Here is a 15,871-nt window from a genome sequence, read left to right on the forward strand (position 1 = left end):
CCATTCTTTGTGATGGTCTTTTTTGCGTGGATAAGGAGTGAGAACGATGGCAGAGAAAAAGAAACAGTTTGCTGTCATAGGCTTAGGTCGTTTTGGAGGTAGTGTTTGTAAAGAATTGTATAGAATGGGGCATCAAGTATTGGCGATCGACAACAACGATGTGAAAGTAAATGAATTTGCCCCATTTTCAACACATTCGGTCATCGCTAATTCGACAGACGAAAAAGCGTTAAAATCTCTTGGAATACGTAATTTTGAATACGTAATCGTTGCAATTGGTGACAATATTCAATCAAGTATATTGACAACCTTAGTGTTAAAAGAAATGGGAGTAGAAAATGTATGGGTGAAAGCACAGAATAACTATCATCATAAGGTCCTCGATAAGATTGGAGCAGATCGTATTATTCATCCCGAACAAGATATGGGAATTAGAATTGCACAGCATATCACTTCTGAAAAAATCGTTGATTATATAGAGTTGTCGGATGATTACAGTATTGTTGAGCTACTAGCTACAAAGAAAATACATAATCGTTCGCTCATTGATTTACACATACGTGCTAAATATGGGTGTACGATTTTAGCTATTAAGCGTGAGGAAGATTTAAATGTCTCTCCGCTACCAGAAGATGTTATTCGTGAAAAGGATATTTTGATTGTGATTGGCCATAAATTGGATTTAAAACGATTTGAAGAAGAAGGTATGTAAAATGTTGAATAAAAAAGGAGTTTTACACCGTAACATTCAAATGTCACCACCGCAAATATTAGCATTGAGCTTTTTGGTAGCCATTGTGCTCGGCACTTTGTTATTAAAGCTACCCATTGCAACAACAGAGCCAATTAGGTGGCTAGACGCTTTGTTCACTGCTACTTCTGCAACGACGGTAACTGGCTTAGTCGTGTTAGATACTGGACTTGACTTCACCGTATTCGGTCAAATTGTCATCATGATCCTTATCCAAATTGGTGGTTTAGGATTGATGACATTTGCTGTTTTGATTGTTGTTATGTTAGGAAAGAGAATCGGATTGAAAGAAAGAATACTCGTACAAGAAGCCTTTAATCAAACCTCAATGGGTGGAGTAGTTCGTCTTGTTAAAATTGTATTTGCATTTGCAATTACAATAGAATTATTAGCGATCGTATTGCTTTCGCTGCGATGGGTACCAGAGTACGGCTGGGGATTTGGCATCTACACTAGTGTCTTTCATACTATTTCTGCTTTTAATAATGCTGGATTTTCTTTATGGTCTGATAGTCTGATGGGCTATGTCGGTGATCCTGCTGTTAATATTTTAATTACGGTATTATTTATGACAGGTGGAATTGGCTTTACTGTTTTATCTGATTTATGGCGTACGAAGACATTTCAACAATTGTCATTACATTCAAAGTTAATGATAGTTGGGACTTTAGTCATTAATGTTGTGGCGATGTTATTTATCTTTGTACTGGAATACCAGAACCCAGCAACTATAGGGACATTAAATTTAGGAGAAAAGCTTTGGGCTTCTTATTTTCAAGCTGTGACTCCGCGAACGGCTGGTTTCAATTCAATTGATATTGGGGATTTAAATGCTGGAACAATTGTGTTTATTTTATTGTTAATGTTTATTGGAGCAGGTAGTGCATCTACAGGTAGTGGTATTAAGCTGACAACTTTTTTAATTATTATGATGGTAGTCCTAACATTTTTAAGAGGGAGAAATGAAACGGTCGTTTTCAATCGAACGATCAGACATCAAATTATTATCCGCTCATTAGCAATCGTAGTGATTAGTTTAATCGCAGTATTTATAACGATATTAATCCTATCCATTACTGAGAGTGCACCATTTTTGATGATTGTATTCGAGGCATTTTCGGCATTTGGTACAGTAGGGTTATCTATGGGGCTAACTGGAGATCTATCAGATGTGGGGAAATTAGTTATCGTCGTATTAATGTTTATCGGGAGAATTGGTCCATTGACATTAGCATTCTCTTTAGCTGTCGCGCAGAAGTCTAGTATTCGTTATCCAGATGGCGAAGTGTTTACGGGGTAAGGTAGGCTGTTTAGCTGTAATTACGATTTTCGTAAGCCCAAAATATAAAATAAACGTTTTTAAAGAGAAAGAGGAAAACCGTTGCTAGACGCTTTCTTGCAGGCGATCGCTGAACGAATTGCCTACGCCAGTGGATGTCAGCCTGTCCTATATCTCTTTGGAATAGACATAAAATAACCATCCGTTATTTTTTATAAATGGATGGTTATTTTATTTACCCTTTACATGTATTCCGGATCATTGAGGCTTGGGCCCCTAGTATGAGTTTAAGAATAAATAAGTCATTGACAACCGAATTTATATCAGGTATATTTTAGGTACTAAAAACAAAGGAGTGTTTTGTATGTACAAACCAGGCTTTACATTATGGTACAGTGTGAGTGATCTTGAGCGCACGTTATCGTTTTATACGGATCAGTTAGGTTTTGAGGTCGATTCTTATGACAAAGAAAATGGTATGGCAAGTGTTCATACGAATACAAAGGATTGCTTTATTGGATTCTCAGAATCTGAGCAAGTCGTACCTTCCACAGCCGCAGCAGTGATCGAGGTAGAGGACATTGATGTCGCAGTTAAAGAACTTAGGGAGAAAGGAATTACGTTCAATGGGGAAGTGACTACGATTCCGGGTTATGCGAAATTAATTACATTCAAAGATCCAGATGGGCATAACTTCGAGTTATCGCAAGTATTGATGGTGTCGTAATGAGTCAAGTCGCTCAAATGGTGCACATCACGAAAGAGCTTTCTGGAAGGTGGACGATTCCGATTCTTGTGACACTTGAAAAATCAGGAGGTCGATTCACACCGTTAAAGAACACTCTACAAATCGCTCCCTCTAGGTTAAGCAGCAACTTGAAGACGATGACAGAGTCTGGGCTTGTCCAACAAATATCTCCTTTTGAGCGGAATCACCCATTACTTCCTGAATACGAGCTTACCGAAAAAGGACGCTTTATGAAAGAAGCGGCTCTGATCATTTCACACTCTGAAAGCCAGCTTGGAGTGGGGTTTCTCGCTGCAAAAGCGTGGAATTGGCCAGTGCTAATGGCACTTTACCATAGCTACCATGAGTTCAATTCCATCCGTCAATTATTGCAAACGGCGACACCGCGTATTCTCTCAACACGACTCAGTGAACTTCATGAAGGGTCATTAGTGGATAAAATACTAATGGTAGATCCAACACCAAAGTATACGTATTCATTAAACGCACGCACTGAGCCAACTCTCGAAATGGTAAATCGAGAATTACTAGGCATACTTTAGGTTTTTCCCTTTAGAATTGTATGGAAAACTAAATACAACTAATTGTAAGTTGTGAAGCAGGATTATTTTCTGCTTTTTTTTACATAATGATGGGTAGCGATTTACTTCTTGTAGTGATGAATTTAATGGAAGAGATCCCTTGACATTGACACTAGTGTCATCCTTTAAGGTGGTTAATAGAAGCATGTTTCTGAAGTATGCTTATATTACAAGTCTGAAAGGATGAGTCATATGAATGAGCAATCAAAAATGTCAAATGTACCGAGACAACCAGTGTTGTTAATCGGAGGATCAGGTGTCGTGGGTGCAGAAACCGCAAAAACATTGCGTCAGCTTCAGCCAGAACTACCGATAACGATTGGTGCCCGTAATGTACGTAAAGCTGGAGTCATAGCTGATCAAATAGGACGTGCCGATGTAGTGCAGATTGATCTTGAGAAGCCGGATTTAGGATTGTCAGGTGAAAAAAAGTTTAGTGCAGTAGCGATGTTTATGAAAGATAAGTCACTCTACTCGTTAAAGTATGCTCAAAATGAGGGCATTCCTTACCAAAACATTTCGGGAGCTGCCTTTGAACTAAGTCCGGAAATCGCCTATTTTGTCCATCGTCCTACAAGTGCTCCCATTTTAATGAATAGCTATTGGCTTGCTGGAACGGTGACGCTTGCGATCCTTTCTATTGCTCGGGAATTTTCTTCGGTCAATTCAATTAATATCGCCGCTTTGTTAGATGAACAGGATATAGGTGGTCCGGCAGCATATGATGATTTTAAGAGATTATCGAAAGCGGGTCCTTACGCATTAATGTTAAAAGATAGAAAATGGAACTGGGCCATTGATGATGATAGGATGAGTCAATTTGAAAGTGTGGACGGTAAGGTGTTTCATGGAGAAGCCTATTCGGCTCCTTTGGACGTCGCAGGTTTAGCTGCAGCAACAAATGCCAATTCTATTCGATTTGATTTTACCTTGGGGGAAACTGCTTCACGACGACGAGGTGAGTCATTTTCAATTGAAACGATTATTGAAATAAGTGGTAAGCAACAAACCGGATCGTTCGGAAACTTTCGGTACGAAATGGTTCATCCAAAAGGGCAAGTACCAATGACAGCCTTGGGTGTTGCGGTCGGGCTGGAACATTTACTTGGTCTTGTTGGTGGATCCTCTATTAAAGCAGGATTATACTTCCCAGAAGTTTTGATAGAACCTTCATATATGATGCAACGTTTGAAAGAATTCGGTACAAACATTTCTCAAAAGAAATGATAAATTAGTTGGTTTGCCCCTATAATCGAATACAACGAATATCTATGAATTTGCATGCTATACTTTGAAGAAAGCAAGAATTTGTTGGGAGGACTGTAGATGAAAATTAGTCAATTATCTAACAAAACGGGTGCTAGTGTTCGGTCCATTCGGTATTATGAAAAAAAACAGCTACTCTCTTCAAAACGGCTTCATAACGGATATCGTGTTTTTGATGAATCATCGATAGAGCGTATAAAAACGATTCAGCTGTATTTAGGGTTAGGTTTGACGACTGAACAGATTGAAAATATATTGATTTGCATGGATAACAATCCAGATTATCAATTGAACCAGGAATTTCTATGTGAAGACATGATAAAAATATACGAACAAAAATTAAGCGAGGTCAACGAGCACATGGATAGTTTATTCAATCTTAAGCAAGGATTGGAGAGACAAATATCCAAAGTTAAGAAGTATAATGCAGTACGTGATAGTTAAGGCTTTGCGCTCATAATCCATTGTGACCATGAGCAGTAAAATGGTAGAAACATTACTTAAGTGAGATAGTTAGTGTAGCACAAATAAAGAAGGTGAAAAACATGGAAGGCAGTAAATTGATTGTCGCTCTTTCTGGTAGTATACGTGGACATTCCGCTACTCAAAGAACACTGAACAGTCTTCAAATGTACATTCCAGCTAAATGTGAGTACACTATTTATAACGGGCTACACAAACTACCTCACTTTAATCCAGATGAAGATGGAGAAACACCTCCAGCTGATGTCCAATCATTTCGATCTCTATTGGATCAAGCTGACGGCGTCATTATTTGTACTCCAGAATATATAAAAGGAGTACCAGGAGTTTTAAAGAATGCCTTGGAATGGCTAGTATCATCAGCTACGTTATACGAAAAACCAGTAGCTGTCATTACATCTTCTGGAGGAGGAGAGCATGCTCATCAAGCATTACAGATGAATCTAAGTATGCTTCAAGCACATGTGTCTAATGAGTGGACGTTGCTCATTTCTGGTGCAAATAGTAAACAAAATGAGAATGGCGAGTATGTAAGAGAAGAAGTAGTTGAATCGTTAAGGAAACTAATTGATACCTTTGCAAAGCAATTATAGTCAAAATAGTTCAAATGGTCATCAAGTAAAAGATTTAACCTCCAACTTGATGACCGAGAAAGTTTTCAACATAGACTTCAATTAGGCTGTACGGCTTTAGTAGGATCATCTGCTTTCCCTGCAAGCTGGACACAAAAAAGCCCAATGACAATCAAGATTATTCCGATAATTTGGATATTCGTAAGAGTGTCTCCAAGCAATGCTGCCCCAATGATAGCAATGGTTAAAACCCCAACTCCAGACCATATCGCATAACCAATTCCAATACTCATTCCGTGTTTGAGACTAAGAGAAAAAATATAATAAGAGGTTACAGCGAAGACAATCGTAACCGTTGTTGGTAAAGGGGCTGTAAATCCTTCTGTATAACGAGACGCAATAGCTGCGGCAATCTCTAAGAAAATAGCTGTTAACAAATAGAAATGTGCCATATTAAACCACCTCCAAGACACCAATCTCTAGTAAGGTAACCCCTACTATGATGAGGAATATACCAAGAATTTGTACTCTTGTTAACGTTTCTTTGAAGAAAATCCAACCCCAAATGGCAATGAGTGTAACCCCAACACCAGACCATATGGCATACCCGATACCAATATTTAATCCGAACTGAAGACTAACCGCAAAGAAAAAATACGCAGCAATAATAGCAACAATGGTTATACTGCTAGGGATCATTTTTTTAAATCCGTTTGAATATCGGCTAGAAATGGCTCCAGTCAGTTCAGCCAATATAGTTAATACTAAAAAAAGGTAAACCAATTAAACCGCCTCCTTTGTAAAGTCTCTTTTAGTATAGATAGGAAGTTGTATTATGTATAATGATTATTAGTGATTAAGCTATCAAAATAAATGATGATTCATAAGGTGGTGTAGATAGTAGGTATGGAGCTGAGGGATTTAAAAGTATTTCAAGCGATTGCAGAAGAAACCAGTATTTCAGGTGCAGCAAAACGTTTGGATTATGTTCAGTCTAATGTCACGACAAGGTTACGTAAGCTAGAAGAAGAATTAGGCGTACTCCTCTTTCATAGAAGTGTAAAAGGGATTACGATTACAGAAAAAGGTAAGCAATTTAGGCAATATGCTGATACCATTTTACAATTGACTGAAGAAGCTATCACTGTTTTACAAGATCAGGAAATGCCATCTGGGACTCTGCGGATAGGGGTCGTTGAAACGGTCACATGTGGAAATTTCATGAACCTTATCTCTTCTTATCAAACGTTAAATGAACAAGTAGCGCTTCGTATCGAAACGGGAAATTCTTTTGAACTAATGGAGAAGGTGAAGAATTATGAATTAGACGCTGCTTTTGTAACAGGTGATCTAACATCAACAAATTTCACTCTTGATTACGTACAAACGGACGAAATGGTGCTCTTATCGAAAACGGCAATGGATGTATCGTCATTATCAGAGCGAAAATGGGCATTGTCACCAAAAGGATGTCCCTTCAGAAGGAAATTAGAGCAGTGGTTTCGAGATGATTCGATCCCTTTGAATGCTTTTATGGAAATTAGTTCACTTGAAACGATTTTAAGTAGTGTAAAGGAAGGGATTGCAGCTACCATTTTGCCCAAATCAGTATTAACAGGTTCTTATGAATATCTACATGTTACGGCTATCCCTGAACAATACCGTTCGATTGAGACAGGTTGATTAGGGAAAAGGAAAAATATACAAGTCGAGCATATAAAGCTTTTGCAGAGTTAGTGAAGGAGCAGGGCTTATAATTTTGAAAAGAAAGCGGCTATTTTCAATTGTTTAGCTTCCATAACCCGAGAGTAGAATGCGCGATAGGAAGGGTTACCGAGACGGCTTTATGGGATGAGATAAAACAAGCAAAGGAAGCAATGGAGCAAAGGTTAAAAATGGTGTCCATTCAACAAATGTTAGATCAACTAGAATTAAAATAGCCGAAACGTGAGCTTTTTTAATTCTTTGTCCATCACAGTCAAGAAAAAAGCTGAATCTACTAGAGGTTCAGCTTTTTTATCGAATCAGAAAGTATAAACGGCGGAGCGCTTTTGGTTAGTCTGTGAAGGTGTAGGATATTCAAAGAAGAGCGCAGGCTCCGCAAGTTACACGATCATAGTTAAGAGAAAACTCCATTTAATATATTTTGTGAATTAATGGATTTTATTATACAATTAAGGTAGGTGAATCAATATTGCCGTAGATTGATTTTTAGAAAAAATGGACAAATCTCTTGGTATGAAAGGGAAGAACTATGATTTTACAGTTGAGGTAAAAACACAACTGATGATCTACTGCAAAAATGGCAGTTATTGATGGTAAAAGAGGTTTTGAATCCCTTATACAGTAAGGGATTTGGCAATCTAATTATTAGGGTTTTATATGAACGTAGTGGGATATAAAGTAATCTTTTTCCATAAAACCAAAACCTCCTTAATTCGGTTTTATATGAACATAGTGGGATATAAAATAGTTAGTGTTTTAGTTCTAAAACAACGTTCTCATATTATCTGAACTATAACGGATTATAAAAAAGTAATGTCTAAGCCTAAACAGTGGCGCGAGAAAACCATCTTACTAAAATGAGCAATCGATAAGAAATGTAACCTAATGGAAAATAGTATGATGAAACTATAGAAAATTCAGATGGAAAGGAGATGTATGATTGGAAAAGAAAGCGCTGCAATTTAAAGGTGGTCATAACATTGCTTTGTTCACATGATGGAAAAAGACACTGAAGAAGTTTGATTTTTAACTTTTTGGTGCCCTTTAAGCAACGAGTGAAGCCATTGCTAACCATAGGAAAGCCACTGAAAAAGTTGCTTTGTACTTTTTCAGTGGCTTCAAATACAAGGAGGTACAAAAAATGTCTGTTAAAATACGCCCTTATTTAATGATGAATGGTAATGGTAAGGAAGCGGTACACTATTATGAAAAAACGTTAGGTGCAGATGTGGTGGAGTTCATTACCTATGGGGACATGCCTGATCCGCCTTCTGAGGATTTGAAAGGTCTTGTGGCGCATGCGAAACTAAATATTGGAGGAGCAGAAATTATGCTCTCCGATAGTCCTAGTACGATGCCTGTTCAGCAGGGGAATCAAGTGACGATTTGTATTTCTACGACTGAAGTGGAAAAGTCAAAACGGTTTTTTGATGCTTTGCAGCCGGAAGGACAAGTAAAGATGCCATTTCAAGCAACGTCATTCAGTCCTGGTTACGGTAGCTTGACAGATAAATTCGGTGTAACCTTTTTAATTGATACGGAAGTAGAAAGTATACGTTAAGCATGTTATCATTAGCATTAATAATGACGACATCATAAATCAATTTTACTATCTTATTATATTTAAGAAAGGAGTATCCTAGACATGAAAAAACGATCCCTATTATTTTTATCTGTTGGTTATGGATACTCGACTGCCGTTTTTTTCTAGAATCATTTTAAAGGGTGAAGTGTGTCTAAAAATGATGGACGAGAAAAAAAGGTAGGAATATAAATATAATGAGGTAGATAGGATGCAAACTAATAAAATAACGAGAAAAAACCCAACAAATATGCCTAAGCCAGTCGGGCATTACACACATATAACGAAAATCCCTAGAAATGCAGATTTATTTGTGACGTCTGGTCAAATAGGAATTGATTCAAATGGTCAAATTCCAGAATGTATGAATGAGCAAATTTCTAATACGTTTACTAATATTAGAAGTGTGTTAGCATCTGAACAATTAGAAGCAACTACTATTATAAAAGTAAATATTTGGGCCACGGAAAAAATCGATTGGGATTATATGTATTCTGAGTGGGGTCAATTATTCGGTCATGATTACCCTGCTATGACTGTCGGATATCTTTCTGAGCTAGGCTTGCCTGAAATTAAAGTGGAAATCGAAATTTGGGCAGCTAGCGTTTAATAGTCCACACACTTCATCCAAACCATGGAACTGTCTCAATGAGATGATTCCGTGGTTTCTTTTACTTATAAATGGTACAAAGTGAAGGAACTCAATGACGATCTAGAAGTGTATGCAAGAAGCAAGGTGCACCGTGTCGTAAACCATAGTATAATTTAGCAAAAGCTTGTTGGGGTATCCTGATACTGTAGGCGAGGTATGATGATGAAGAATAAATATTTTATTTGGCTATTGATTCATTTGATTATGTGGACGTTCATTTTGACAGAATCGATCTTTATTTTTGATGTGAGCCAATTAGTAAGTGTTAGCATCTATTTCATTCTATTATTTATTGTTCCTCTCTTTTCGGAAAAGCCACGCGTGCAAACGGCATTATTCTGTCTGCAAGCCTTAGCAACCATTATGATCTTTTTTCCTATAGACAATGATCTGAATTCATTTGTTTTACTTATTCATTTGTTATTGATTGCTGAGGCCGTCTATTATTTAACTCGTTTACGTAGTATAACGGTCATGGTGATCCAGCTAGGCAGTTTGCTGTGGCTAGTTCGTGCAGCAGACATCTCTACTTCCGAATTAGTATGGGGGAGTACACTCTATTTGCTAGCAGTTCTTGCCTTAATTTACTTTCAGACGATACATAAGCAGGCAGAAGCCGTACAAAAGAAAAATGATGCCTTATTCGACGAATACCGAAAGATGAAAAGGCAGCTTATGACAGAGGAGGAGCAAGTTAGGCAAGATGAGCGTATGATGATCGGGCATGAAATTCATGATTCTGTTGGACATAAACTGACGGCACTTCTTATGCAATTCGAGGCTTTTCGCTTGAGTGCACCGGAACAAGAAAAAGAAAAAATCGAAAAGCTTAAAGGGCTTGCTGAACAAAGTTTAGAGGAGACAAGGCGAGCTGTGAAATCCTTTAAACAAAGAGAGGTTGGAGGGCTTCAAGGAGTTATCCAATTAATTCGTAAGTTAGAAATGGAGAGCTTCATGAAAATTAATTTTTCTGTTAAGCACGGGGCGTTTGCTGCACCGTTAACAGGAGAGCAGTCATTTGCGGTGTATCGAGCTGTACAGGAGGCGCTGACGAATATTATGAAGCACACTTCGACCAGAGAAGCACAGGTCATGTTTGAATCGCCTGGTGGGAGCATTTTCCGCTTTGAAGTGGTCAACCTAGCTCCTCCTAATTCTTTTTTTCAAGAGGGGTACGGATTGAACGCTATGCGGGAGCGATTAGAGCAAGTGGGTGGTTCATTAGACATTATCCATGATCAACGTCAATTCATAGTAAGAGGAAGTATACGGTTAATAGAACGGAGAGGGTAGCATGATCAACGTATTGTTAGCTGAAGATCAAGTGATGGTGCGTCAAGGCTTAAAAGCTATGGTAGAAACTGACGAAGAGATTCGTGTAATGGGTGAAGCCGATAATGGTAAGGAGGCCGTCCGCCTATGTGAAAAGCATTTTTTTGATGTAGCTATTTTAGACATACGGATGCCTGAAATGGATGGGCTGAAAGCGGCGAAGATCATACGTACTCGTTTTCCTCATATAAAAATTCTTATGCTCACGACGTTCGATGATAATGAACTAGTTGTCGAAGCCTTAAAATTAGGGGCAAGTGGGTATATGCTGAAAAATGGTGATACACAATCATTGATTCGTTCAATAAAAAGTGCGATGAGTGGTGGTCTCTCCTTAGAAGATAAAGTGGCTGCTAAGGTAATGCCTATATTACTTCAAAGCCAAGAGGAGGAGACTGTTGATCCATCGTTAACGCCAAGAGAAAGGGCGATTTTAACGTGTATTGGTGAAGGACTCAATAATAAAGAAGTAGCAGAGCGGTTAGGCTTGTCCGTGGGAACTGTTAAAAATCAAACGAGTCATATTTTTGATAAATTAGAATTAAGAGATCGAACCCAATTGGCGATTTATGCGATTAAACATCGACTCGTATGACGACAATAAAGTGACTAAAGTCATAAGAGTTGGAAAGCGACGTTACCAGAGTCAGTAGTGACTTTGGTTTTTTTGTTTTATTATGCAAATAAGAGTGTTGAGAAATCTTAAGGAGGCAATGCGAAATGCTTGAGACCATTCATTTAAGTAAATCATTCAAAGGGAAAAAAGCTGTACAGGATGTCAATTTATATTTGAATCAAGGGGAATCAGTCGGGCTATTAGGTCCAAATGGCGCTGGGAAATCAACGACCATTTCAATGATGTCTAGTTTGATTAAGCCTACTAGTGGTGAAATTAAGCTCAATGGTACGAACATTATTCAGAAGCCAGGTGAGATTAGAAAGGTGTTAGGTGTTGTACCACAGGAGCTTGCGATTTATGGGGAGCTGTCAGCCTATGAGAATCTGAAGTTTTTCGGATCGATCTATAAGCTAAAAGGAAAGGAATTAGAGAAGAGTATTGAGAATGCTTTAGAAATTGTTGGTTTAAAGGATCGACAAAAGGATTTGGTGAAGACATTTTCTGGAGGGATGAAACGAAGGATTAACATTGCAGCCGCCTTGTTACATCAACCGAAAATACTTATTCTAGATGAGCCGACTGTTGGAATTGATCCACAATCGAGAAATCACATTTTGGAAATGGTTCGTATGTTAAATGAGAAAGAAGGTACAACGGTTCTATATACAAGTCACTACATGGAGGAAGTGGAGCAGCTTTGTGATCGGTTGTACATTATGGATCACGGTGAAATTATTGCTGCAGGAACGAAAGAGGAGCTGCTTAGCATTTTATCGACAGAAGATACGATAAAAGTAGAGCTAAGTAAAATGGACGAAGTCTTCGGTGAGCGTGTGAAGACAATTGAAGGTGTTCGCAAAGTGGAGATTACCAATGTACAAATGAAGATCATTGCAAAAAAAGGCAATGATTTAATTAGAGATCTTGTCCATCTTACTGATCAATATCAAATCCAAATGATTAATTTTCATCGAGAGACTCCTAGCTTGGAGGATGTCTTTCTTCATTTGACTGGTCGGACATTAAGGGATTAAGGAGGTGTCGTCATGTGGAGCTTTATCAAAAAAGATTTGTTGCTGTTTTGGCGTGATCGTAAGGAGCTTGTTACGATAGTGACATTACCGATTGTTCTAGTATTAGTCATGAATTTTGCTTTTTCTGGAATGTTTGGTAGTAATGACGAAGAGCAACTAGACTTACAGTTGGCTATTGTTAATGAAGATAATGAAATAGAAGGTCTCGATACCTTAGAGGAAAAGTTGATGGCAGTCTCATCCAGTGAAGACGATGTGAGGCAATTTGTCGAATATGCTAGCTATGTACGTCCAGTGTCACTACTTTTTGATTATTTCAATAGCGATGAGTTGTCCGAGTGGTTAACTGTCTATGAGCTAGAGGAATCCGAAGCCGTAGCTAAAGTCGAAGAAGGAGATTTAGATGGGATCCTCGTTATACCAAATGGTTTCACTGTAGACAGCTTATATGCCGTATTTGTAGGTGAACCGTCGACGACGTCACTCATTTACAAGATGGAAAGGGAAACCATCAACAGTGGTACGATCTATCAAATCGTTCAAGGTTTTATTGAACATATGAATGTTGAGTTTGCTTTACAGGAAATAGGCGAGGATTCAGAGGCGGAAGTTCTATTGCCAGAAGGAGGCTTTGAAGCAGTAGGAGCAGGAGAACGTTTTACGGTATCACAATATTTTACGATAACGATGGGGATTTTGTTCTCTTTATTTGTATCTGTAACAGTTGCAACGAAAACAGGGGAGGAGCTCAGGCAACAAGTGGTTAATCGAATTCTGTTGACGAATTGTCACCCACTACAATTTTTGCTTGGGAAGATCGTCTCAACGTTTTGCTTAGTTTGGTTACAGATTATGTTTGTTTTTATTCTGTCTCATTTTATTTTAGATGTTTTCCCTGATCGTGCGATGGCCTTTTGGTTCGGTGTTGCGGGAATCGTGATGGTTTTGTCATTAGCGATTGCAGGCTTAGCTGCCATGTTTACGAGTATTTCGCTTAGAGTAAAAGATCTTAATGCAGCAAGTGGAATATTTATGCTCGTTTTATTACTATTCGGTATCAGTGGTGGGAATTTTGTCCCCGTCTTTATTTTACCAAGCTGGTTGCAAGAACTGGGCGAATGGACACCGAATGGGCAAGCTTTAGTCATCTTAACGGAGTGGGTTCAATCTGAACAGCTCTCCACGATTTTAACACCAATCCTGTTATTAATAGGACACTTTCTACTATTTACGACCATTGCATTAGCTCTATATCCGAAAAGGGGGAGGACGAATTGAATTCAGTGATTTGGGCACAATTTGCCAAAGATAGACGTAACCCTTTAGTTATATTATTATTTATTGCTGGTAGTATTCTCATGACTATCTTATTTGCTGGTGGTGTATATTCGCCGACAACCGTTTATCTATTTAGTGAAGAAGAGAATGCCTCTGAGATCGAGACGAAATGGGAGGCATTACTGAATGTGGATGATTCGTTTCAATTTGTCATCGTCGATTCAGACCAAGCTCGTGATGATGTACAAAGTGGCAAAGTTGATGTAGCAGTGAAGCTAATGGAACAGGACTATCGCTTGTTGATTGCGAGTGAGCTTCCAACGATGTCTTATGTACAACAGCATGTAGATAAGGTATTTCAACGAGAGGCGCAAATAAGTGCGATTGCTAGCACTAGTGATGATCAGGTTCGAGAAGAAATTGAGAGCTACTTGGCTAATGCCCCGTTTCAGTTAGAGGCTCAGGGGCTTGATAGTGAAGAAGTCCCGCAATTTAATATGAGTACGCAGTTATTATTTGCGTTTACTTTTTTTGTCTCGATGTTTATTCTCGGTTTAAGAGTAAACAATGTGACAAACGATAGAGTTTCTGGAGTTTGGGATCGGATGATTTTATCTCCTTTAAGTAAAACGAATATGTATTGCGGTTATATTATCTATAGTTTTCTTATTGCATTATTCCAAGTGATTGTCGTGTTGCTCGTGTTTAAATATATGATGAATTACGAAGTTGGTGACAACCTTTGGTTAATTATAGTGATAGCTACATTCTTTATTTTTAGTATGATTAGCATAGCTATGCTAATCACAGGCTTTGCCAAATCGCCAGAGCAATTTTTTGCGATCTATCCATCAGTCATACCGCTTCTTCCGCTCATTAGTGGAGCTTATATGCCACCAGAAACGATTACACACCCGGTGTTAGTGTTTGTTGCCGATCTATTTCCATTTTCACATGCGATGGATGCAGTGATGTCAGTTGCTTTCTATGGTGCAGGGTTGCAGGAGGTCATGATGTCGCTCGTGATTATGCTGTTAATAGGTGTGGTCGCGATGGGGATTGGGATTAATTTGATTGAACGAAGGAGTTAGTAGTTTGAAACGCCATGGGTAATCTCCCATGGTGTTTTACTTTGGATTTATAAAAAATTCATCGAAGGAAGTGTGAGAAGAGCCGTAGAAGCTAGCGGGATCATTTAATGAAGAGACTTGGCTTCACTCATTACGCGTTTTATGAAAGAACCCGACTTTCATAAAAACTTAATCCCTTTGTAACGGCTCCACACAACGCTATTAAGAAGGGATATCACTATGTCTGTCGAAGTTAGTATGCTATGTAGTTAAAAAATTTAAAAGGATGATGATGATGGTCTATGTCGCCCTTCTTCGTGGGATTAATGTGGGTGGAAAAAACAAAGTAGACATGAAATTGCTTAAACAAACGTTTGAACAAGCTGGGATGAATCATGTCGTAACATACATAAATACAGGTAATATTATTTTTACGTATGATGATCGATCAAAAAGAGAGTTATCACGTTTATTAGAAGAAGCAATACATCATGATTTTGAATTGCCAATTAAAGTCGTCTTACGAAGTTTTTCTGAATTCAGAGAAACGATCAATGCCATTCCTGAAACATGGAAAAACGACAAAGACATGAAAAGTGATGTTATGTTCTTATGGGATGAAGTTGATGATGAATCTGTACTTGGAAAGTTGGTCATTAAACCAAACATTGATACAGTAAAATATGTACCTGGTGCAATCCTCTGGTCGGTTGATAAAGAAAATGTAACAAAAAGTGGTATGTCAAGAATCGTAGGATCTAAGCTATACAAACAAGTGACAGTAAGGAATGTTAATACTGTTCGCAAGATTTATGAGCTAATGGCTGCTCGACCTACTACAATTGAATAATGAAATTGAGGTTATCTTAATAGGTCATTCTAGGCCTTTAGGGTAACCT

At 38.3% G+C, this 15,871-nt stretch carries 18 protein-coding genes; 16 read left to right on the forward strand and 2 right to left on the reverse strand.

The window, feature by feature from the left end; translation table 11 throughout:
- The first annotated feature begins 46 nt into the window (after positions 1 to 46).
- The 7 genes from JCM9152_RS00080 to JCM9152_RS00110 all read left to right on the forward strand — a co-directional run bounded on the left by JCM9152_RS00080 (position 47) and on the right by JCM9152_RS00110 (position 5,701).
- Entirely contained in the window at positions 47 to 712 is a 666-nt protein-coding gene (locus JCM9152_RS00080; protein ID WP_035339606.1) for a potassium channel family protein, read from the forward strand.
- Position 713: 1 nt separating this feature from the next.
- The gene (locus tag JCM9152_RS00085; RefSeq protein ID WP_035339608.1) at positions 714 to 2,051 is read left to right on the forward strand and encodes a TrkH family potassium uptake protein; all 1,338 of its coding nucleotides are present in this window, start codon (positions 714 to 716) and stop codon (positions 2,049 to 2,051) included.
- A 343-nt stretch (positions 2,052 to 2,394) separates the two neighbouring features.
- Complete coding sequence (locus tag JCM9152_RS00090; RefSeq protein ID WP_035339610.1) at positions 2,395 to 2,757, forward strand: VOC family protein; 363 nt, start codon at positions 2,395 to 2,397, stop codon at positions 2,755 to 2,757.
- Positions 2,757 to 3,320 carry a winged helix-turn-helix transcriptional regulator gene (locus JCM9152_RS00095; protein ID WP_035339612.1) on the forward strand — a complete coding sequence of 188 codons (564 nt, stop codon included), beginning with the start codon at positions 2,757 to 2,759 and terminating at the stop codon, positions 3,318 to 3,320. The genes JCM9152_RS00090 and JCM9152_RS00095 overlap by 1 nt, the downstream gene beginning before the upstream one ends.
- A gap of 231 nt (positions 3,321 to 3,551) precedes the next feature.
- Positions 3,552 to 4,586, forward strand: a complete 1,035-nt coding sequence (locus tag JCM9152_RS00100; protein ID WP_201768778.1) for an SDR family oxidoreductase — start codon at positions 3,552 to 3,554, stop codon at positions 4,584 to 4,586.
- Between the two features lie 99 nt (positions 4,587 to 4,685).
- Entirely contained in the window at positions 4,686 to 5,069 is a 384-nt protein-coding gene (locus tag JCM9152_RS00105) for a MerR family transcriptional regulator (protein WP_035339614.1), read from the forward strand.
- 101 nt (positions 5,070 to 5,170) lie between these two features.
- A complete protein-coding gene (locus JCM9152_RS00110; RefSeq protein ID WP_035339616.1) occupies positions 5,171 to 5,701 on the forward strand; it encodes an NADPH-dependent FMN reductase in 531 nt (176 codons plus the stop codon).
- Positions 5,702 to 5,778: 77 nt separating this feature from the next.
- Here the strand turns inward: JCM9152_RS00110 and JCM9152_RS00115 are convergent, their stop codons facing one another.
- A complete protein-coding gene (locus JCM9152_RS00115; RefSeq protein ID WP_035339617.1) occupies positions 5,779 to 6,132 on the reverse strand; it encodes a DMT family transporter in 354 nt (117 codons plus the stop codon).
- A gap of 1 nt (position 6,133) precedes the next feature.
- The gene (locus tag JCM9152_RS00120) at positions 6,134 to 6,463 is read right to left on the reverse strand and encodes a DMT family transporter (protein WP_035339620.1); all 330 of its coding nucleotides are present in this window, start codon (positions 6,461 to 6,463) and stop codon (positions 6,134 to 6,136) included.
- A gap of 123 nt (positions 6,464 to 6,586) precedes the next feature.
- Here JCM9152_RS00120 and JCM9152_RS00125 point away from each other — a divergent pair, with 123 nt between their 5' ends.
- The 9 genes from JCM9152_RS00125 to JCM9152_RS00170 all read left to right on the forward strand — a co-directional run bounded on the left by JCM9152_RS00125 (position 6,587) and on the right by JCM9152_RS00170 (position 15,822).
- Positions 6,587 to 7,363, forward strand: coding sequence for a LysR family transcriptional regulator (locus JCM9152_RS00125; protein WP_369384499.1), 777 nt, complete (start codon positions 6,587 to 6,589; stop codon positions 7,361 to 7,363).
- Positions 7,364 to 8,546: 1,183 nt separating this feature from the next.
- Complete coding sequence (locus tag JCM9152_RS00135; protein ID WP_035339622.1) at positions 8,547 to 8,966, forward strand: VOC family protein; 420 nt, start codon at positions 8,547 to 8,549, stop codon at positions 8,964 to 8,966.
- Between the two features lie 232 nt (positions 8,967 to 9,198).
- On the forward strand, positions 9,199 to 9,597 hold the full coding sequence (locus JCM9152_RS00140; RefSeq protein WP_035339625.1) for a RidA family protein: 399 nt from the start codon (positions 9,199 to 9,201) through the stop codon (positions 9,595 to 9,597).
- Between the two features lie 201 nt (positions 9,598 to 9,798).
- Positions 9,799 to 10,932: a sensor histidine kinase gene (locus JCM9152_RS00145; RefSeq protein WP_235715579.1), complete on the forward strand. Its 1,134-nt coding sequence runs from the start codon at positions 9,799 to 9,801 to the stop codon at positions 10,930 to 10,932.
- Between the two features lies 1 nt (position 10,933).
- Entirely contained in the window at positions 10,934 to 11,566 is a 633-nt protein-coding gene (locus JCM9152_RS00150; protein WP_035339626.1) for a response regulator, read from the forward strand.
- A gap of 125 nt (positions 11,567 to 11,691) precedes the next feature.
- Complete coding sequence (locus JCM9152_RS00155; protein WP_035339628.1) at positions 11,692 to 12,624, forward strand: ABC transporter ATP-binding protein; 933 nt, start codon at positions 11,692 to 11,694, stop codon at positions 12,622 to 12,624.
- A gap of 12 nt (positions 12,625 to 12,636) precedes the next feature.
- Positions 12,637 to 13,902: an ABC transporter permease gene (locus tag JCM9152_RS00160; RefSeq protein ID WP_035339630.1), complete on the forward strand. Its 1,266-nt coding sequence runs from the start codon at positions 12,637 to 12,639 to the stop codon at positions 13,900 to 13,902.
- Positions 13,903 to 13,907: 5 nt separating this feature from the next.
- On the forward strand, positions 13,908 to 14,993 hold the full coding sequence (locus JCM9152_RS00165) for an ABC transporter permease (protein ID WP_369384504.1): 1,086 nt from the start codon (positions 13,908 to 13,910) through the stop codon (positions 14,991 to 14,993).
- Between the two features lie 274 nt (positions 14,994 to 15,267).
- Positions 15,268 to 15,822 (forward strand): DUF1697 domain-containing protein, encoded by a 555-nt coding sequence (locus JCM9152_RS00170; protein ID WP_035339634.1) that lies wholly within the window; start codon positions 15,268 to 15,270, stop codon positions 15,820 to 15,822.
- Positions 15,823 to 15,871 lie beyond the last annotated feature (49 nt).

It is taken from the genome of Halalkalibacter hemicellulosilyticusJCM 9152 (genome assembly GCF_000513115.1).
GTDB lineage: Bacteria > Bacillota > Bacilli > Bacillales > Bacillaceae_D > Halalkalibacter > Halalkalibacter hemicellulosilyticus.

Coding starts and splice junctions, on each gene's coding strand:
- JCM9152_RS00080 (WP_035339606.1), top strand. CDS start 47: ATGGCAGAGAAAAAGAAACAGTTTGCTGTCATAGGCTTAGGTCGTTTT.
- JCM9152_RS00085 (WP_035339608.1), top strand. CDS start 714: ATGTTGAATAAAAAAGGAGTTTTACACCGTAACATTCAAATGTCACCA.
- JCM9152_RS00090 (WP_035339610.1), top strand. CDS start 2,395: ATGTACAAACCAGGCTTTACATTATGGTACAGTGTGAGTGATCTTGAG.
- JCM9152_RS00095 (WP_035339612.1), top strand. CDS start 2,757: ATGAGTCAAGTCGCTCAAATGGTGCACATCACGAAAGAGCTTTCTGGA.
- JCM9152_RS00100 (WP_201768778.1), top strand. CDS start 3,552: ATGAATGAGCAATCAAAAATGTCAAATGTACCGAGACAACCAGTGTTG.
- JCM9152_RS00105 (WP_035339614.1), top strand. CDS start 4,686: ATGAAAATTAGTCAATTATCTAACAAAACGGGTGCTAGTGTTCGGTCC.
- JCM9152_RS00110 (WP_035339616.1), top strand. CDS start 5,171: ATGGAAGGCAGTAAATTGATTGTCGCTCTTTCTGGTAGTATACGTGGA.
- JCM9152_RS00115 (WP_035339617.1), bottom strand. CDS start 6,132: ATGGCACATTTCTATTTGTTAACAGCTATTTTCTTAGAGATTGCCGCA.
- JCM9152_RS00125 (WP_369384499.1), top strand. CDS start 6,587: ATGGAGCTGAGGGATTTAAAAGTATTTCAAGCGATTGCAGAAGAAACC.
- JCM9152_RS00135 (WP_035339622.1), top strand. CDS start 8,547: ATGTCTGTTAAAATACGCCCTTATTTAATGATGAATGGTAATGGTAAG.
- JCM9152_RS00140 (WP_035339625.1), top strand. CDS start 9,199: ATGCAAACTAATAAAATAACGAGAAAAAACCCAACAAATATGCCTAAG.
- JCM9152_RS00145 (WP_235715579.1), top strand. CDS start 9,799: ATGATGAAGAATAAATATTTTATTTGGCTATTGATTCATTTGATTATG.
- JCM9152_RS00150 (WP_035339626.1), top strand. CDS start 10,934: ATGATCAACGTATTGTTAGCTGAAGATCAAGTGATGGTGCGTCAAGGC.
- JCM9152_RS00155 (WP_035339628.1), top strand. CDS start 11,692: ATGCTTGAGACCATTCATTTAAGTAAATCATTCAAAGGGAAAAAAGCT.
- JCM9152_RS00160 (WP_035339630.1), top strand. CDS start 12,637: ATGTGGAGCTTTATCAAAAAAGATTTGTTGCTGTTTTGGCGTGATCGT.
- JCM9152_RS00170 (WP_035339634.1), top strand. CDS start 15,268: ATGGTCTATGTCGCCCTTCTTCGTGGGATTAATGTGGGTGGAAAAAAC.